Annotated in this window: 20 protein-coding genes; 10 read left to right on the top strand and 10 right to left on the bottom strand. The window is 72.6% G+C overall.

All coding sequences use genetic code 11. The features are described from left to right. Positions 1-320: 320 nt before the first annotated feature. Complete coding sequence (locus tag ACRWND_RS28060) at positions 321-1,703, top strand: OFA family MFS transporter (protein ID WP_431954288.1); 1,383 nt, start codon at positions 321-323, stop codon at positions 1,701-1,703. 171 nt (positions 1,704-1,874) lie between these two features. On the opposite strand, the gene ACRWND_RS28055 is transcribed toward ACRWND_RS28060, so the two are convergent. Together ACRWND_RS28055 and ACRWND_RS28050 are read right to left on the bottom strand one after the other, a co-directional pair. After that, positions 1,875-2,192, bottom strand: coding sequence for a chorismate mutase (locus ACRWND_RS28055; protein WP_431954287.1), 318 nt, complete (start codon positions 2,190-2,192; stop codon positions 1,875-1,877). A gap of 28 nt (positions 2,193-2,220) precedes the next feature. Next, on the bottom strand, positions 2,221-2,859 hold the full coding sequence (locus ACRWND_RS28050; protein ID WP_431954285.1) for a LysE family translocator: 639 nt from the start codon (positions 2,857-2,859) through the stop codon (positions 2,221-2,223). Between the two features lie 168 nt (positions 2,860-3,027). Here ACRWND_RS28050 and ACRWND_RS28045 point away from each other — a divergent pair, with 168 nt between their 5' ends. After that, positions 3,028-3,543, top strand: coding sequence for a VOC family protein (locus ACRWND_RS28045; RefSeq protein WP_431954283.1), 516 nt, complete (start codon positions 3,028-3,030; stop codon positions 3,541-3,543). Positions 3,544-3,601: 58 nt separating this feature from the next. Here the strand turns inward: ACRWND_RS28045 and ACRWND_RS28040 are convergent, their stop codons facing one another. Then, the gene (locus ACRWND_RS28040) at positions 3,602-4,282 is read right to left on the bottom strand and encodes a GntR family transcriptional regulator (protein WP_431954281.1); all 681 of its coding nucleotides are present in this window, start codon (positions 4,280-4,282) and stop codon (positions 3,602-3,604) included. Positions 4,283-4,715: 433 nt separating this feature from the next. On the opposite strand from ACRWND_RS28040, the gene fdhD reads away from it, so the two are divergent. Continuing rightward, positions 4,716-5,567: a formate dehydrogenase accessory sulfurtransferase FdhD gene (gene fdhD, locus ACRWND_RS28035; protein ID WP_431954279.1), complete on the top strand. Its 852-nt coding sequence runs from the start codon at positions 4,716-4,718 to the stop codon at positions 5,565-5,567. 151 nt (positions 5,568-5,718) lie between these two features. Here the strand turns inward: fdhD and ACRWND_RS28030 are convergent, their stop codons facing one another. Together ACRWND_RS28030 and ACRWND_RS28025 are read right to left on the bottom strand one after the other, a co-directional pair. Continuing rightward, entirely contained in the window at positions 5,719-6,081 is a 363-nt protein-coding gene (locus ACRWND_RS28030) for a UBP-type zinc finger domain-containing protein (protein ID WP_431954277.1), read from the bottom strand. A gap of 180 nt (positions 6,082-6,261) precedes the next feature. Then, positions 6,262-6,714 carry a MarR family winged helix-turn-helix transcriptional regulator gene (locus ACRWND_RS28025; protein ID WP_431954275.1) on the bottom strand — a complete coding sequence of 151 codons (453 nt, stop codon included), beginning with the start codon at positions 6,712-6,714 and terminating at the stop codon, positions 6,262-6,264. A 91-nt stretch (positions 6,715-6,805) separates the two neighbouring features. Between ACRWND_RS28025 and ACRWND_RS28020 the strand changes: the two genes are divergently transcribed. Then, complete coding sequence (locus tag ACRWND_RS28020; RefSeq protein ID WP_431954273.1) at positions 6,806-7,180, top strand: cupin domain-containing protein; 375 nt, start codon at positions 6,806-6,808, stop codon at positions 7,178-7,180. Between the two features lie 26 nt (positions 7,181-7,206). Here ACRWND_RS28020 and ACRWND_RS28015 read toward each other — a convergent pair whose 3' ends face one another. Together ACRWND_RS28015 and ACRWND_RS28010 are read right to left on the bottom strand one after the other, a co-directional pair. Beyond that, complete coding sequence (locus tag ACRWND_RS28015; protein ID WP_431954271.1) at positions 7,207-7,800, bottom strand: histidine phosphatase family protein; 594 nt, start codon at positions 7,798-7,800, stop codon at positions 7,207-7,209. Next, positions 7,800-8,030, bottom strand: coding sequence for a hypothetical protein (locus ACRWND_RS28010; protein WP_431954269.1), 231 nt, complete (start codon positions 8,028-8,030; stop codon positions 7,800-7,802). Before ACRWND_RS28010 ends, ACRWND_RS28015 begins: the two co-directional genes overlap by 1 nt. Positions 8,031-8,367: 337 nt before the next feature. Here ACRWND_RS28010 and ACRWND_RS28005 point away from each other — a divergent pair, with 337 nt between their 5' ends. Continuing rightward, positions 8,368-9,222: an MBL fold metallo-hydrolase gene (locus tag ACRWND_RS28005; RefSeq protein ID WP_431954267.1), complete on the top strand. Its 855-nt coding sequence runs from the start codon at positions 8,368-8,370 to the stop codon at positions 9,220-9,222. Between the two features lie 30 nt (positions 9,223-9,252). Further along, positions 9,253-9,624: a DoxX family protein gene (locus tag ACRWND_RS28000; protein ID WP_431954265.1), complete on the top strand. Its 372-nt coding sequence runs from the start codon at positions 9,253-9,255 to the stop codon at positions 9,622-9,624. 31 nt (positions 9,625-9,655) lie between these two features. Here ACRWND_RS28000 and ACRWND_RS27995 read toward each other — a convergent pair whose 3' ends face one another. Beyond that, positions 9,656-10,723 carry a bile acid:sodium symporter family protein gene (locus ACRWND_RS27995; RefSeq protein ID WP_431954263.1) on the bottom strand — a complete coding sequence of 356 codons (1,068 nt, stop codon included), beginning with the start codon at positions 10,721-10,723 and terminating at the stop codon, positions 9,656-9,658. 100 nt (positions 10,724-10,823) lie between these two features. Between ACRWND_RS27995 and ACRWND_RS27990 the strand changes: the two genes are divergently transcribed. The 4 genes from ACRWND_RS27990 to ACRWND_RS27975 all read left to right on the top strand — a co-directional run bounded on the left by ACRWND_RS27990 (position 10,824) and on the right by ACRWND_RS27975 (position 16,019). After that, positions 10,824-11,702 (top strand): LysR family transcriptional regulator, encoded by an 879-nt coding sequence (locus tag ACRWND_RS27990; RefSeq protein ID WP_431954261.1) that lies wholly within the window; start codon positions 10,824-10,826, stop codon positions 11,700-11,702. A 383-nt stretch (positions 11,703-12,085) separates the two neighbouring features. Beyond that, positions 12,086-13,966: an AMP-dependent synthetase/ligase gene (locus ACRWND_RS27985; RefSeq protein WP_431954259.1), complete on the top strand. Its 1,881-nt coding sequence runs from the start codon at positions 12,086-12,088 to the stop codon at positions 13,964-13,966. 90 nt (positions 13,967-14,056) lie between these two features. Beyond that, positions 14,057-14,884, top strand: coding sequence for an aldo/keto reductase (locus ACRWND_RS27980; RefSeq protein ID WP_431954257.1), 828 nt, complete (start codon positions 14,057-14,059; stop codon positions 14,882-14,884). A 367-nt stretch (positions 14,885-15,251) separates the two neighbouring features. Then, entirely contained in the window at positions 15,252-16,019 is a 768-nt protein-coding gene (locus tag ACRWND_RS27975) for a class I SAM-dependent methyltransferase (protein ID WP_431954255.1), read from the top strand. Positions 16,020-16,150: 131 nt separating this feature from the next. Here ACRWND_RS27975 and ACRWND_RS27970 read toward each other — a convergent pair whose 3' ends face one another. Together ACRWND_RS27970 and ACRWND_RS27965 are read right to left on the bottom strand one after the other, a co-directional pair. Next, positions 16,151-16,705 carry an HPP family protein gene (locus ACRWND_RS27970; RefSeq protein ID WP_431954253.1) on the bottom strand — a complete coding sequence of 185 codons (555 nt, stop codon included), beginning with the start codon at positions 16,703-16,705 and terminating at the stop codon, positions 16,151-16,153. Further along, the gene (locus ACRWND_RS27965; protein WP_431954290.1) at positions 16,695-17,339 is read right to left on the bottom strand and encodes a family 1 glycosylhydrolase; all 645 of its coding nucleotides are present in this window, start codon (positions 17,337-17,339) and stop codon (positions 16,695-16,697) included. The genes ACRWND_RS27970 and ACRWND_RS27965 overlap by 11 nt, the downstream gene beginning before the upstream one ends. Positions 17,340-17,418: the final 79 nt, after the last annotated feature.

The following is a 17,418-nucleotide window of genomic DNA, read 5'->3' as shown; positions in this document are numbered from 1 at the left end:
GTTGAGCGCGCTGCGAACCGAGGGGGTGATCTGACCGATGGCGGACACCAGGGGCCGCGAGGACACGCGGTCACACACCACAGAGCGACCGGTGGCGGTGCCGGGCACCGTCCACCGGTGGGCCGGGGCAGCAGGGCCGCCCTGACCGACGCACCACCGTGACGAGACCGGGCCGCGTGGACCGCGCGGACCGGGCCCGCCGCGCAGCACGAAAAGAGCACGGGGGCCGGCACGGGTCGGTCTCCCACGGGACCGACCCGTGCCGGCCCCAGGTCCAGGGGGCGCTGGCCAGACTCTTTCGAGGCAGGGGAATCATGACAATGGCGTCAACGACATCGACGTCCCAAACACCCGTCACCTACCGAGAGGTGACCGACCGCAACGGCCGGGTGTACCGCATCGGCGAGACCGATGTGGACATCATGGGGCGTAAGCGCAAGTGGATGGTCATCCTGCCGTGGGTGGGCATGATGGGCATCAGCTCGGCGGAGTACGCGTTCGCGTCCGCCGAGGAGACGCTCCACACCGCACACGCGTGGAGCAGCCTGCACATCTTCTGGATGCTCGGCGTCTGGGTGTTCTTCCAGGCCGCGGTGGCCTTCCCGGCGGGCAAGCTCCGCGAGTCCGGGAGGCTGCCGGCGCGCTGGGCGATGATGCTCGGCGCCCTGGGCACCTTCCTGGGCTACCTGTCGCTGGCGTACGCACCGCACGTCGTCTTCGCGTACCTCGGCTTCGGCATGTTCAGCGGCATGGGCGCCGGCATGGTGTACGCGACCTGCGTGAACATGGTCGGCAAGTGGTACCCCGAGCGGAAGGGCGGCAAGACCGGCTTCGTCAACGGCGGTTTCGCCTACGGCTCGGTGCCGTTCGTCTTCCTCTTCACCGGCTACATGGACCTGACCAACTTCCGCTGGGTGCTGGTCTCGGTCGGCGTCTTCCTCGCGGCGGTCGTCGCGGTGTCCGGCCACTTCTTCAAGGACCCGCCGAAGAACTGGTGGCCGGCCGACATCGACCCGCTGAAGGTGCCCGACGACCCGCGCACCCGCCGCGCCCTGGAGAAGAACCCGCCCGCCGTCCGCCAGTACACCCCCGCGGAGGCCTGGCGCACCGGCCGGGTGGCGCTGATGTGGTTCTGCCTGCTGTGCACCTCGGGCGTGAACATCTTCGGCATCGCCTTCCAGGTCGACATCGGCAAGGAGGCGGGCTTCGCCGGCGGGATCGTGGCCACGGCCATGTCCCTGAAGGCGATCGTCAACGGCACGGGCCGCGGCGTCATCGGCTGGCTGTCCGACCGCTACGGCCGCAAGCAGTGCCTCATCTTCGTCTGCATCGTGCTCGGCCTGTCGCAGTACGGCATCCTGTGGTCGGCCGACATCGGGAACCTGCCGCTGTTCCTCATCTTCTCGTCCATCTCCGGATTCGGCGGCGGCGCGATCTTCCCGATGTTCGCGGCGATGACGGCCGACTACTTCGGCGAGAACAACAACGCGTCCAACTACGGCCTGGTCTACAGCTCCAAGCTCGTCTCGGGTCTGCTCGGCTCGGGTATGGGCGCCTACGTGGTGTCGCACTGGGGCCACAGCGGGGCGTTCACCCTCGCGGGCTCGATCTCGCTGTTCGCCGGCTTCGTGGCGCTCTTCCTCACCCCACCGGGCCGTCCGAAGAAGAAGGACGTCCAGCGCAGCCCGCAGCCCGTGGGCTGACGTGACCGCCGGGAAGCGCCCGGGCTTCGGCACGGAACCTCGTGCCAGGAGACCGGGTGTCCCTCCCGACCACCGCGATAACCCCGGACCACCCCCGTGTCACCGGGGGACCGTGCCGGCATGACGTGGGCCTCAGTCGTGGAACGCCACGGCTGAGGCCCACGCGGTGTCTCAGCCCTTGCGGTCGGCGGCGATCGCCTTGTGGTGGTGGATGACCTCTTCGACGATGAACTTCAGGAACTTCTCCGCGAAGGCCGGGTCGAGGTGCGCCTCCTCGGCCATCTGCCGCAGCCGGGCGATCTGCTCCGCCTCGCGCCGCGGATCGGCGGGCGGCATGTTGTGGGCCGCCTTCAGCTCCCCCACCTGCTGGGTGGCCTTGAAGCGTTCCGCCAGCAGGTGCACCAGGGCCGCGTCCAGGTTGTCGATGCTGCCGCGCAGGTGGCGCAGCCGCTGCAGGGCGGCCGTGTCGTCCACGTGTCCGTCGTCCATCCGACCAGCCTAACCAGCGCGACGCCGTTCAGTCGGTACGTCCCGTGGCGGCGGCGGTCACCCCGAGACCGATCATCGCGAGGCCGCCCGCACCGCCGACCAGCGACAGACGGCGCGGGGAACGGGCGAACCACGATCGGGCCGCCGCCGCCGCGAGGCCCATGGCGCTGTCCGAGACGAGGGCGATCACGTTGAAGACCAGGCCGAGCAGCAGCATCTGCACGGTGACGTGCCCGGCCGGACGGTCGACGAACTGCGGCAGCACCGCGGCGTAGAACACCATGGTCTTGGGGTTCGAGACGCCGACCACGAAGCCCTCGCCGAGCGTGCGCAGTGCGCCGCGCGCGTCCCCCGCGTCCCCGGGCGCCATGGCGAGCCCCCTCCGCTGCCGCACCGCCTTGACGCCCAGGTACACCAGGTAGGCGGCGCCCGCCAGCTTGAGGGCCGCGAACAGCAGCGCCGAGCGCTCCACGACCGGGCCGACGCCGAGGGCGACGGCGACCACCAGGACGTACGAGCCGAGCGTGTTGCCGGCGACGGAGGTCAGCGCGACGCGGCGCCCGTGGGCGAGCGCGCGGCCGATGACGAAGAGGACGCTGGGGCCGGGGATCACCACGAGCACCAGGGACACCAGGGCGAAGGCCGCCAGTCGGTCGAAGGACATCATGGCCGGAGGCTAGCCGGGCGGGTATTCCGGCCGCACCGTATTAAACGGTCGTTTCGGGCGTCGGCGGCCGATGAGGTGGCCGACGGCGTTGTCGTCTGTTCATCCGGCCGCGGGTGCCGTCATGCTGGGACGTCGACAAGCGCGGGCACGAGGGAGGCGGAACCGATCATGAGCGAGCCGCAGGGCGCAGAGCTGGAGGCGGTACGGGCCCGGCGGGAGGAGCTGCGCGCGAGGTATCTGCGCGAGCCCGCGGCGCGGCCGGCGACCACGGCGGCGGGGGTGCACCACGTCGCGTTCATCTGCCGGGACGTCGAGGAGACCATCCGCTTCTACCAGCAGTTCCTGGGCTTCCCGCTGGTGGAGCTGGTGGAGAACCGGGACTACGCGGGCTCCAGCCACTTCTTCTTCGACATCGGCCACGGCAACCTGCTGGGCTTCTTCGACTTCCCCGGCCACGAGCACCCCGAGCACCACGAGACGATCGGCGGCCTGCAGCACCTGGCGCTGTCGGTGACGGCCGAGCAGTTCGCCGAGGCCAAGCGCGTGCTGGACGAGGCCGGGATCGACTATCTCGGGCCCGACCGGGGCGTGGAGGACAGCCTCTACCTCCGCGACCCCAACGGGATCAACGTGGAGTTGTACCGGGAGCGGCTCGGGCACTTCGACGGCAAGCCGCTGCTCTGAGCGGCCCGGCCGGGGCGGACAGCCCGGCGGAGCCTGCGGGCCGGCGGGCGTGCCGGGGTCAGTCCTCATGCGCCCGCTGGTGGTAGGAGGTCCTGGTGTGCTCGGTGTGCGCGCGCATGATCTGCTGGGCCCGCTCGCCGTCGCGTCCGGCGATGGCCGCGATCAGCTCACGGTGCTCGACCCAGGACTGCTGACCGCGCTGCCGGGCGACCGGGGTGTAGTACCAGCGCACGCGCCGCTCGACCTGCCGGGCGAGTTCGGCGAGCACCGCGTTCCCGGCCAGTTCCATCACGCAGGCGTGGAGGGCGGCGTTGGCGGCGACGACCGCGTCGACGTCGTCGGCGGCGACGGCTGCCTCGCCCGCCTCGCACAGCTCCTCGAGCCGCGCCAGGCCCGCGGAGGTGGCGTTGGCGGCGGCGAGGCGGGCCGCCTCCGTCTCCAGCAGGGCGCGGACCACGAGGAGCTGGTCGGCCTCCTCGTCGGTGGGCTCGTGGACGAAGGCCCCCTGGGCCGGGCGCAGATCCACCCATCCCTCGGTGTTGAGCCGCTGCAGGGCCTCGCGCACGGGCTGGCGGGACACCCCGAGGTGGCCGGCGAGTTCGGTCTCCACCAGGTGCTGGCCGGGGGTGAGCGAGCGGGTGATGATCAGCTCGAGCAGCGCTTCGTACACCTGGTCACGCAAGGGCCCGGGGCGCTGGAGCTTGGGCACGGATCCCTGCGACAGCCCGCTGGACAGCATCGGGGCCCCCAATCTTTCCCGGGGATGATTGGCTTTCGTCTACAGTCTACGTGCGCCAGGGCCGGGCACGGACACCGCACCCGAGCGTGATGCTCTTCACACTTCCGGCACTGCTCTTGCGGGAAGTCGGCGACCGCGCCGACGGCGGGCCGGCCATGGAAGCGATCATGCCAGGCGGCGGGGCGGCAGCGGTAACCGGCCGGAAGGCCGCTTGCACGCGCACCCTCCTCGGCCCGCGGCCCGCCGGGAAGCACCTTTACGCCCCCTTGACCCCTGCCAGGCGAATACTGTACACAGTATTCGTCCGGGGTCGAACACTCCGGGCCGGACCCGTTCCCGGGCCCGCGCCCGGGTACGGCGCGATCACCCGTGGCAACCTCTGTATCAAGGGCCCAAGCGGCTTCCAGCACGTACAGAACCGGGACTGATCGACATGGGACGGGTCACCGAACGACGTCGGGTACTGAGGATCAGGGACGAAGCCGTCGACCATCGCGCGGACACCCTGGTCGCCGAGGAACCACTGGAGATCCGGCTCAACGGCAAGCCGCTCGCGATCACGATGCGCACCCCCGGCGACGACTTCGCGCTCGCGGCGGGCTTCCTGGTCAGCGAGGGTGTGCTCGGCGGCGCTGACGAGCTGGCGAACATCGTGTACTGCGCCGGCGCGACCGTCGACGGGTCCAACACCTACAACGTCGTCGACGTGCGCCTCGCCCCCGGGGTCGCCGTCCCCGACATCACGCTGGAGCGCAACGTCTACACGACGTCCTCCTGCGGTCTGTGCGGCAAGGCCAGCCTCGACGCCGTCCGCACCACGGCCCGTTGGCCCATCGCCGACCCCGCGCCGCTGCGCCTCGAGCCCGCGCTGCTGTCCGCGCTCCCCGACCGGCTGCGCGCCGCGCAGCGCGTCTTCGACCGGACCGGCGGTCTGCACGCGGCCGCCCTCTTCACCGCCGACGGCGAACTGCTCGACCTGCGCGAGGACGTCGGCCGCCACAACGCCGTGGACAAGATCGTCGGCCGGGCCCTCCAGCAGGACCTGCTGCCGCTCGCCGGGAAGATCCTCATGGTCTCCGGTCGGGCCTCCTTCGAACTCGCCCAGAAGGCCGTGATGGCCGGCATCCCGGTCCTCGCCGCCGTGTCGGCCCCGTCCTCCCTGGCCGTCGACCTCGCCGCCGAGTCCGGGCTCACCCTCGTGGGCTTCCTGCGGGGCGCCTCCATGAACGTGTACGCGGGCGAAGAGCGGATCGCCCTGCCCGCGCCTGCGGCCGGGCGGGTCTGACCCGTCCAGCGCGCGTACACGCGCGCGGGACCGGCCGGCGAGGTTGCGCCCCCTGCGCCGGCTGGTCCCGCCACGGTCCTCACCGCTCGCCGGGGTCCCGTCCCCGGCCGTGGGCGGCGCCGGTACGCCGGCCCGCCCGCGCGGTGCGTCCTCAGTGCAGCTGCGCCTGCCAGTCCGCGGGGACCCTGCCCGCGGGACCCGGCGAGGGCTGGCCTGCTGGGCGCGAGTGCGGCGGAGGCAGTGCGGGACCGTCGTAGAACTCCTCGGTCTCGACGTTCCAGAACCAGTCCTCACCGGGCTCATAGCTGGTCATGAACGGGTGGCCCGCCTCCCGGGCGTGCCGCGTGGCGTGCTGGGACGGCGAGGAGTCGCAGCAGCCGATGTGCCCGCACTGAGCGCAGCGGCGCAGGTGGAGCCACCAGCCGGGCCCCTGGCCGGCGCCGCAGTCGGCGCAGCCGTCACCGCTGGGCTCTGACGTGGGATCGATGCCGGGGATCGTGACGTCGTCGGCCATGGTGGACCCGCCTCCTCAACCGCGAATCGCATCCTCCTGGCATGCTAACCGCCCTCGGATGCAGCCACCGGTCGAGCCGGGACTGCCCCCGCGGCCACCGCGGCTTCTCGCCCCGGGCCGCGTTCCGGAGCCGTGAGGTGGGGCTCGGAGTCTCCAGTGGAGTCCGTCGCCGGGGGCCGCCTACCAGGCGGGCCGGACGGGGCCGCCGGGCGCGAGGCGCGCCAGGTCGGCGGACAGGGCGCGCAGCCGGTCCTCGCCGAGCACGTCGGCCCAGGAGCGCACGGCGTCTGCGGCGGCCTGCTCGGCGGCGCGGGTGCAGGCCCGGCCGCGGTCGGTGAGAACGACGCGCCGGGCCCGGGCGTCGTCCGGGTGGGGACGGCGTTCGGCGTAGCCCTTGGCCTCGAGTTCGTCGACGAGTTGCCCGGCCGCCTGGCGGGTCACCCCGAGGTGCGCGGCGAGTTCGGTGACGGTGGCGCCACCGGCTGCCATGCGGGTGAAGGCGAAGCCATGGGCGGGGCGCAAGTCGTCGAAACCGCGGGCGACGACACCGTCGTGGATCGCGGCGGTGAGGGCGCCGGCGGCGGCGAGCAGGTTGACGCCCAGGGCCATGGCCGGGGCCGCTTCGTCCTTCATGCCGCCCACCTTGACACAGTGCGCAAGCGGCTTGAATATATAGGCAACCAACTTGCTCAAGTTACTTGCCTATCAAGGAACAGGGGTTCCCATGCCCGTCGTCCGCTCAGCCGACGCCGAAGTCCACGACCTGCACGACGTCCGCTTCGTCTCGTACGCATGCACCGCCACCGGCAGCACCGAACTGTGCGCGTGGCGGCTCGAGGTGCCGGCCGGGACCGCCGGTCCCGGCCACACCATCAGCCGCGAGGAGGTCTTCCTCGTCCTTTCCGGTACCCCGCGTCTGACCATCGACGGCGAGGCGCACGACCTGTCACCCGGCGACGTGGCCATGGTGCCGGCGGGTTCCCTGCTGGCCATGGGAAATCCGGGGAACGGCCCCGCCTCCGTCTGGGTGACCACCGGGATCGGTCTGGAGGCGGTGTTCCCCGACGGGTCGCGGATCAGCCCGCCCTGGGCGCGCTGAAGTCGCTGCGCACCCGGGTCAGCGCCTCACTGGAGGTGGGCGGTGTCGTTCCAGAGGGTGATCGCGGGGTCGCCGTACGCCCAGCCGAGGATCGACAGCGAGGCCGGCGCCAGGCTCAGCACCATGCCGCGCTCCGGGTTTAGCCGGAGCCAGCGGGCGGCCAGGGTGCGCAGGAAGTGGCCGTGGGCGAAGACGACCGCGTCGCTGTCCTCCGCCTGAGCCCAGGCCACCACCTCGTCCGCCCGGTCGGCGACCTGCCGAAGGGTCTCGCCGTCGACGACGCCGTCGCGCCAGATGACCCAGCCCGGGCGTTCCTCGTGGATCTGCGAGGTCGTACGGCCCTCATAGGCGCCGTAGTCCCATTCCCGCAGGACGTCCCAGGTCTGCGCCCGGTCGCCGAAACCGGCGATCTCGCAGGTTTCGCGGGCACGCTGGAGGGGGCTGGTGCGGACCCGAGCGCCCGGGAAGCCGTGCCAGGGGGCGCGGGCGAGGCGCTTGCCCAACAGGCGGGCGCCCTCCCGGCCCTCCTCGGTGAGCGGGATGTCGGTCCAGCCGGTGTGCCGGCCGCTCTCGGACCACTCGGTCTGGCCGTGTCGGACGAGCACGAGACGCGGAGCCATCAGGGGGCTACCTCCTTGAGGACGGCCGCGGTGTCGTTGCCGTCGGGTTCACTGACGAAAGCACGGTAAGCGCGGCGGGCGCGGTACGCGAAGTGCCCCGGCCGGTGCCGGGTCTTGTACGCCGGGGTGTCACGGCGTGCCGGACGGCGCCGTGTCCGGTCGGCGTCGTGGTCCGAGGCGAAAACGCCGATATGGTGGGTGGACGTCGCCACCGTTGCCTCAGAGGTCACATGGACAGTGTCCCTCCCGACCGGTGGGACGCACAAAACGGCGCCCCGCGCCACCCGGCGGAGCGGACCCGCCGGGCAGGTCCGGCCGACGCGACGACTGCCCGCGGAAAGTGAGGTCTTGACGTCCTCCCCCGCCCAGGGCGGCGAGGCCGCCGGTCGCCCGTGGGGCCCCGCCGCACGCAGTTCGCCCCGTCCCGGAGGACTCCCGCCCAGGTCCCACACCGTCTCCACCGGCGTCCACCGCCGCCCCGTCGGACGCCGGCCCTGCCCTCCCCACTCCGCAGGAGCATCGTCTCCGCCCCGGCCCGCGCACCGGGGTATCCACGAAGGAGTCCCCATGAACGCAGCCACCCCTCCGGCGCCGGAGCCGCTCGACGTGCGCTGGATCCACGGGTCGCCGTCGGCGAAGCACAACACCGACCCCGACATCCAGGTGTTCGAGTACGACGAACGCACCTTCATCCTGCGGCAGAACAAGGCGGTCCACTACGAGGCCCCCTTCCTCTTCCTGCTCTTCGGCGACGACCGCGCCGTGCTCCTGGACACCGGGGCCACCCCGGAGGAGGAGTTCTTCCCGCTGCGGGAGGTCGTGGACGAGCTGTTCGAACTCAGGCCGCCCGCCCTGCAGCGGCCCGGGTACGAACTGCTGGTGCTGCACACCCACGCCCACTCCGACCATGTCGCGGGCGACGCTCAGTTCGCCGACCGCCCCGACACCGTCGTGGTGCCGGCGGACCGCGACAGCGCATGGAGCTTCCTCGGCCTCGCCGAGGACCCCGAGCGCGTGGCGCGCCTGGACCTCGGGGGGCGGATGCTGGAATGCCTCGCGACCCCCGGCCACCACGCCGCGGCCGTCACCTACTTCGACTCCGCGACGGGCTTCCTCCTCACCGGCGACACCGTCTACCCGGGCCGGCTCTACGTCGAGGACTGGGCCGCCTTCCGGCGCACCCTGGACCGGCTGGTCGCCTTCGCCGAGCAGCGCCCCGTCACCCATGTGCTGGGCTGCCACATCGAGATGACCCGCGAACCGGGTGTGGACTACCCCGTCCGCACCACCTACCAGCCCGACGAGCCGCCACTGGAGATGGCCGTGGAGCAGCTCCGCGAGATCCGGCGGGCGGTCGAGGAGATCGGCGACCGGCCGGGACGCCACCCCTACCCGGGCTTCGTCATCTGCCGCACGGACTGAGCGCTTTCGAACGTACGGCAGACTGTGCGGGTGTTCGCACTCGCCGTCGCGCTGACCGTCCTGCTGCTGCTGGAAGTCGTCCCCTCCGCGGTCGCCCAGCTCACCCGTGCGCGGGCCGGCCGGGAGCGGCTCGACGAGCTGACCCGGCTGGGCGTCCTGGAAGGACGGCGCCTGTGGGTGCTGACCCTTCTCGGCACGCTGCACACGCTGGGCGCCGTCGTCGTGCTCGCCGGACTGCGGCACCCTACCGTCGGCGTCGCAGGGGCCGCGCTGGAGGCTGGGATCTTCGCCTGGGTGCTGCTGTGCCAGCTGCGTCACGGCGACCGGGGGCGCGCCCTCTTCGCGTACGCGCTGTTCCTGGCGATGGCGCTGGCGGTCCTCGTGGTCGACGCGGTGCGTTGAGCGGGCCCGCCGCCGAGCGGCCGGGCGGGACTCACCCGCGGTCGGCCATGATTTCCCGGGACGGTACGCCGGCCGGGGCGGCGGTGGTTGCGACGGCCGCGGTGGCCGTGGCGGCCGTGGACGCGACCGCCTCCGCCTGCCTGGCCCACCGCTTGGCGAGCACCGCGCACACCATCAGCTGCATCTGGTGGAAGAGCATCAGCGGCAGCACCATCAGTCCGGCCTGGGCGCCGAACAGCACCGACGCCATGGGCAGTCCGGCCGCCAGGCTCTTCTTCGAACCGGCGAAGACGATGGTGATCCGGTCCGCGCGGGGGAAGCCGAGCCTGCGCGAGCCGTACGAGGTGAGGAAGAGCATCGCGGCCAGCAGCAGGGCCTCCGCCACCAGCAGCCCCAGCAGGCGCAGCGGGGTGACCTGGTGCCAGATGCCGCGCACCACGCCCTCGCTGAACGCGGTGTAGACGACCAGCAGGATCGAGCCCCGGTCGACCAGGCCGAGCACCTTCTTGTGGCGGGTGACGAAACCGCCGATCCAGCGCCGCAGCAGCTGCCCCGCCACGAAGGGCGCCAGCAGCTGCAGCACGATGCCGAACACCGCGTCCACCGTGAGGTTCCCACCGCTCCCGCCGAGCAGCACCGCGGCCAGCAGCGGCGTGAGGACGAGCCCGGCGAGGCTGGAGAAGGAGCCGGCGCAGATGGCGGCGGCCACGTTGCCGCGGGCGACGGAGGTGAAGGCGATGGAGGACTGGATGGTCGAGGGCACCAGGCACAGGAAGAGCAGCCCGGTGCGCAGCTCGGGCGTCAGCAGGTACGGCACGAGTGCGCCGGAGGCCAGGCCGAGCAGCGGGAAGACGAGGAAGGTGGCGGCCAGGACGGTGCCGTGCAGGCGCCAGTGGCGCAGTCCGTCCATCGCCTCACGCGTGGACAGGCGCACGCCGTAGAGGAAGAAGAGCAGCCCGACCGCTCCGGTCGAGGCCCCGCCCGCGAGGTGGGCGCCCGCGCCCCGGGCGGGCAGCAGGGCCGCGAGGAGCACGGTGCCGAGCAGCGCCGCGATGTACGGGTCCACAGGGAGCCAGGACGGGTAACGCAGGCGGCGCATGGTCTTCCTCATCAGTGCTGGACGGGGCCCTCTCCAGCGTGCCCGCTGGCCGGGCGATCGTAAATGATTTTGACCGCACTCACTGCCATCACGTAACGCGATGAGCGGCGATAGGCTGGACGGCGTGTTCGATCCGGTGCAGCTGCGGACCTTTGTCGCCGTGGCCCAGACGCTGAGTTTCACGCAGGCAGGCCGTCGGCTGGGCCTGCGCCAGTCGACGGTGAGCCAGCATGTGCGCAAGCTGGAGGAGGCCGCCGGGCGGCGGTTCTTCACGCGCGACACGCACACCGTGGAGCTCACCGAGGACGGCGAGGCCATGCTGGGTTTCGCCCGGACGATCCTGGAGGCGAACGAACGCGCCGCGGGCTGGTTCGCGGGCACCCGGCTGCGCGGCCGGCTGCGCCTGGGCGCCTCGGAGGACTTCGTCCTGACCCGGCTGCCCGAGATCCTGGAGCGCTTCCGGCGCGAGCACCCCGAGGTCGACCTGGAACTGACGGTGGAGCTGTCGGCCACCTTGCACCGCCAGCTGGCCGCCGGACGGCTGGACGTGATGCTCGGCAAGCGCGCGTCCGGGGACACCCACGGCGAACTGGTCTGGAGCGACCGGCTGGTGTGGATCGCCGGCGAACGCTACCGCCCCGAGGCCCAGCGGCCCGTACCGCTGATCCTCTACCCGGCCCCCGCGATCACCCGGGCGCGGGCCCTGGAGGTCATGGAGCGGAACGGCCGTGCGTGGCGCATCGCGTGCACCAGCGGCTCGCTCAGCGGGCTGATCGCCGCCACCCGCGCCGGGCTCGGGGTGATGCCGCACGCCGAGGGGCTGATCCCGCCCGGGCTGGTGCGGGTTCCGGCCCGGGCGGGGCTGCCGGAGCTCGGCGGCGTGGACTTCGTCCTGCTGCACGGGCGGCGGCGGCCCGCGGCGCAGGAGGCGGCGGACGCCCTCGCGGCGGCGATCCTCGGGGGATCGCTGCGGTCGTGACCGCCCCACCGGCGCGGCGGCCACGGCCGCGGCGTCGGCCGGCTTCCCGCTTCGCCGCGCGGTGCCCCGACGGCGGCCGGTCCTGTCCGCGCTCGACCAGTGGGCACGGCCGGGCGGAGGCGCGGCAGCGACGAACACCGCTTCCCGCCGGGGACTGTAGAGCGGCCGTGCGCCCCCCGAGGGGATTTGGTGCAGAGTCCGGGCGGCCCCGGTACGCCCGGACGCCGCCCACGGGCACGATGTTCCTTGCGGTAACAGGCGATGGGGGCGTCCCCCGTGCGCACGGGCCCCCGCCCGGGCCTTCACAGCAATCTGCGCACCCCTGTCCACCCCAGGTGGTGTCGGGTACGTTTCGTGGCCGCCCAAGTGGTCGAGGAGCGACGTTGCGCGAGTTCACCATGCCCGCACTGGTGACGGCACCCCAGGCCGGAGGTCTGGCGGACGCCGTGTTCGCCAATGCCGACGAGGAACCGGACCGGGTCGTGCTGAGCCGCCGCGCCCCGGCGGGCGGCGCAGGCAGCAGGGGCGGCGCGGACGGCACGGGTGACGGGGACGGCGCGGCGGGCTGGGAGCACGTCACGGCCGCCCGGTTCCGGGACGAGGTCCTCGCGGTGGCCAGGGGCCTGTTGGCCGAGGGGATCCGCTTCGGCGACCGCGTCGGCCTGATGTCCCGCACCCGCTACGAGTGGACCGTGCTGGACTTCGCGCTCTGGGCGATCGGCGCCCAGCCCGTCCCCATCTACCCCACCTCCTCCTCGGACCAGGTCCGCTGGATGCTCCACGACTCCAAGGCGGTCGCCTGCGTGGTCGAGCACGAGGACCACGCGATGACGGTCGGCGCGGTCGTCAACCGGCTCCCCCACCTGACACGGCTGTGGCAGCTGGACTCCGACGCGCTGTCCGAACTGGCCCGGCACGGCTTCGCCGTCGACGACGACCTGGTGCACCGGCACCGCAAGGCGGTCACCCCGGACGCCGCCGCGACGATCATCTACACCTCGGGCACCACCGGCCGCCCCAAAGGGTGCGTGATCACCCACCGCAACTTCATGGTCGAGAGCGACAACGTCGTGGCCCGGTACGAACCGGTCTTCCACAGCAGGAACGGCGACGAGGCGTCCACCCTTCTCTTCCTGCCGCTCGCCCACGTCTTCGGGCGCATGGTGGAGGTCGCGGCCGTCCGCGCGAAGGTCCGGCTGGGCCACCAGCCCGAGCTGGCCGCCGCCGAGCTGCTGCCGGCGATGGCCTCCTTCAAGCCGACCTTCGTGCTGGCCGTCCCGTACGTCTTCGAGAAGGTCTTCCAGGGCGCCCGCCGCAAGGCCGAGGCCGCGGGCAGGCTCGGGCCCTTCGAGAAGGCCGTGGACGTGGCGGTGCGGCACGCCGAGGCGATGGAGGCCCGGGCCTTCGGCACCGGACCCGGGCCCAGCGCCTCGCTGCGGATGCAGCACCAGCTGTACGAGAAGCTGGTCTACGGCAAGGTGCGGGGGGCCCTCGGCGGCAAGGTCCGGCACGCGTTCTCCGGCGGCTCCGCGATGGACCGGCGGCTGGGGCTCTTCTTCGACGGCGCGGGCGTGCGGATCTTCGAGGGGTACGGGCTCACCGAGAGCACGGCCGCCGCGGTCGCCAACCCGCCCGAGCAGACGCGGTTCGGCACGGTGGGCGTGCCCGTCCCGGGCACCTCGGTGCACATCGCCGAAGACGGCGAGATCCTGGTGCGCGGCGGACAGGTCTTCAGCGGGTATCTCGACGACCCCGACGCCACCGGTGAGGCCCTGCACGACGGCTGGCTCGCCACCGGCGACCTCGGCGCGCTCGACGAGGACGGCTACCTCACCATCACCGGGCGGAAGAAGGAGATCCTGGTGACCAGCGGCGGCAAGTCCGTCTCGCCCGCGGTGCTGGAGGACCGGGTGCGCTCCCACCCGCTGGTCGCGCAGTGCGTCGTGGTCGGCGACGACCGGCCCTTCGTCGCCGCGTTGATCACCCTCGACCCCGAGGGCATCGGGCACTGGCAGACCATGCGGGCCAAGCCGGTGCTGCCGGTGGACCGGCTGATCCGCGACCCCGACCTGGAGGCGGAGGTCCGGCGAGCCGTCGTCGCCGCCAACACGCTCGTCTCCCAGGCCGAGTCGATCCGCGCCTTCCGCATCCTGGCCGGGCAGTTCTCGGAGGAGGGCGGGCTGCTGACGCCTTCGCTCAAGCTGAAGAGAAGGGCGATAGAGAAGGCGTACGCGCGGGAGATCGAGGCTCTTTACCATACCTAGGCCTACGTGGGGGAATGCCGCCCAGGCGAAGATCGCTCTAGCGGAGGCATACCGTGAGTCCGACTCCGACACAGTGAGGAAGACCAGCTCGTGAGCAAGGTTCCCGACATCACCCTGAACAACGGCGTCACCATGCCGCAGCTCGGTTTCGGCGTCTGGCAGGTCCCGGACGACGAGGCCGCCACGGCGGTCGCCACGGCCCTGGAGGCCGGCTACCGCAGCATCGACACGGCCGCGCTCTACCAGAACGAGAGCGGCACCGGCCGCGCCATCGCCGCCTCCGGCATCCCGCGCGAGGAACTGTTCGTCACCACCAAGCTGTGGAACACCGATCAGGGCCACGACAACGCCCTGCGGGCCTTCGACACCTCCCTCGGCAAACTCGGCCTGGACTACGTGGACCTCTACCTGATCCACTGGCCCACCCCGGCCCGCGGCCTGTACCTGGAGACCTGGCGCGCCCTGGAGAAGATCCACGCCGACGGACGTGCCAGGACCATCGGCGTGTCGAACTTCCCGGTCGCGCAGCTGCAGCACCTGTTCGACGAGAGCGGCGTGGTACCCGTCGTCAACCAGATCGAGCTGCACCCGAACCTCCCCCAGGCGGAGCTGCGGGCCTTCCACGCGGCGCACGGCATCGCCACCGAGGCCTGGTCACCGCTGGGCCAGGGCCGCGGACTCCTCGACGAGCCCGCCCTCGCCGCCGTCGCCGCCAAGCACGGCAGGACCCCCGCCCAGGTCGTCCTGCGCTGGCACCTCCAGCTCGGCAACGTCGTGATCCCCAAGTCCGTGACGCCGTCGCGGATCCGGGAAAACCTCGACGTCTTCGGCTTCGAGCTCGACGGCGAGGACATGGCCGCGATCGACGCCCTCGACAACGGCGGGCGCCTCGGCCCCGATCCGTCCTCCTTCAACTGACCCGCACTGCGTGGGGAGCGGCGGCGCAGGTCGGATCGCCGCCCCACGCGGTCGGATTTCGCCGGTGACCCCGGTAGCGGTCGAGCGAGCGCGGCCGTTGCACAAGTGCCCGTGCCTGTGCTCGAGGCGCTGTGCGGCGTAGTCGCGACGACGGTCGTTGCGACGGGGTCAGGCCCCGGCATCGCGGTCGCGGTCCAGGGCCGGCCGAGCCGGCGGACGAGGCGTGGAGCGGAGGAACGCACGGGCGGCAGCTCTCGCTGTCTTTCACCGCCCCCCTGACGCCGGGCACAGCGCATCGCGGCACGGGGCTTGTGACAAGGGTCACTTGGCCGCCGTCGGGTGCATGGCGGGCGGCTAACCTCCAGGCGTGCTGGACTACGAGGAGCAGGCAGCGATCTACGACGCCACCCGCGGCGGGGTCCCCCGGGCCGAGGCCGCGGCAACCGCCGTGCTCGAGCTGATACCCAGAACGGCCGGCACCGTGCTCGACATCGGCTGCGGCACCGGGCTGGTGACGGCCCGCTACACCGGCCGCGCCGGGCTGCGCGTGCTGGGCGTCGACGCCGCCCTGGCCATGGCCCGGCTCGCCGCCGACCGAGTAGGGCCGGGGATCGTCCAGGGCGACGTGCGCCGGCTGCCGTTCGCGACCGCTTCGCTCGACGCGGTGACGGCCGTGTGGGTGCTCCACCTGCTGCCGGACGCCCCCGCGGTGATCGCCGAGTGCGCCCGGGTGCTGCGGCCCGGCGGGGTGTTCGTCACCACCGTCGACAAGGACGCGGGGCACGACGTGGGGAGCGACGTCGACGCGCTCCTCGCGCCGTTCCGCACCCGTGAGGCGCACGACGCGGAAGGACGGGTGCTACGGCAGGCCGCCTCGCACGGCCTGCGCCCAGCCGCCGAAGCCCGCTTCGCAGGCCACGGCCAGGGCCGCACCCCCCGCGATCTCGCCGCCCGGATCGCGGCGGGCGGGTTCGCCTCCGCGCTCGCCCTGCAGGACGGCGACGTGGAGACCCTCGCCGGACGCCTGACCGCGCTCCCCGGGCAGGACACGGCCCGCCCCGACCCCGTCTACCGACTCCTCGCACTCGTCAAGGACTTCGCTCCAGCGGCGTCCACGCCGGCGAGCGATCACTGAGCGGTTCCGCGGGCCGCGGCAGCAGCTGCTCCCTCGTCGCCACCACCGTGCCCCCCCCCGACAGGCTCCGGGAAGACCCTCCCCCGGTGTGCCCGCGCCACCGCACCGACCCGGCAGGCCGAGCTCACCTGTCACCACCACGTCGTGGCGTAGACCTCGCGCCGCAGGCGGGCGGAGACCGTCTGCACCACGAGGAGCAGCACCGCGCCGACGGCCAGCAGGGGCACGAAGTGGGTGGCGGACGGGGTGGTGAGCATGATCATGACCGCGGTGGCCATGGCCGGCGGATGAGGCGTTCTGAGCAGCAGGACGACTCCGCAGGCGATACCGCACCCCACGACGGCGGCCCACGGGCCGTGCCAGCCGAGGGCGAGCACACCGAAGCAGACGAGGCAGGCGAGCATGTGGCCGCCGATGACGTGGCGGGGTTGCGCGAGCGGGGAGTCGGGGGTCGCGGTGACGATGGCCATCGTGGCGGCGAGCGGCGGCACGAGCACCGTCTGGTGGGTGAGCGTGCCCAGGACCACCAGCAGGGCCAGGCCGACCGAGGTCGTCACGGCCGCCGAGGCGATCGTGCGCGGTGGCAGCCGCGCCAGGCGGCGTCTGCCGCGCCTCTCGCGGGTGCGGGACGGCTCGCGGGACGCGGCGTCGACGGTATCGGTCGCCCCGGACGCGTCAGCCGCCATGCGGACGACCGGACTCGGGACGGAGCGGGGCACAGGCCCCCGAGGCGCGCGGAATCAGCATGGGGACTCCTTGGGACCATCCCCGTATCCGGCCCACGGCGGCTCTTCCGTGACAACGGGGATCTCGCCCTCGATCGTCGCCCCGCCGTGCGTGGGGTGTCCAAGACCACCTCCTTATCGTTCGATTGAAGACCTCTATCGAAGGCCCGGCCGAAGACCCCAGCCGAGGACCCCTGCCGAGATCCGCGCCGGGATCCGTGCCGTCAGGACGCGCTGCGGCGGGCCTGCGCGATGCGGTCCCGGTACCAGGGCACGAGGCCTTCGGCGTGCGCCGCTGGGTCGCGTAGCCGACGTGGACGAGTCCGAACCGCTGGTGGTAGCCCACGGCCCACGCGAAGTTGTCCAGCAGCGACCAGACGAAGCAGCCGCGGACGTCGACCCGGCAGGCGTGCGCGCTCCGCACGGCCTCGATGCGGGTGCGCAGGTAGTCGACGCGGGCCTCGTCACCGATCGCGCCGTCATCCGAGGGGAGGCCGGCCCGGGAGCAGCCGTTCTCGGTGATCCGGAAGGGCGGGAGCCCGGCGCCGTACCACGCGTCGAGACCGGTGAGCGGTTCGGTGAGGCCGTCCGGCACCACCGGCCGGCCGAAGGCGGTGCGCGGGTACGGGCGGGTTGGGACGGCGACGTCACCACGTCCACCGTGTGGGATCCGT

Origin of the sequence: Actinacidiphila sp. bgisy167 (genome assembly GCF_965342175.1) — a bacterium.
Taxonomy (GTDB): Bacteria; Actinomycetota; Actinomycetes; order Streptomycetales; family Streptomycetaceae; genus Actinacidiphila.
Note: the sequence above shows the minus strand (reverse complement) of the source record. Positions and strands in the feature narration are given on the sequence as shown.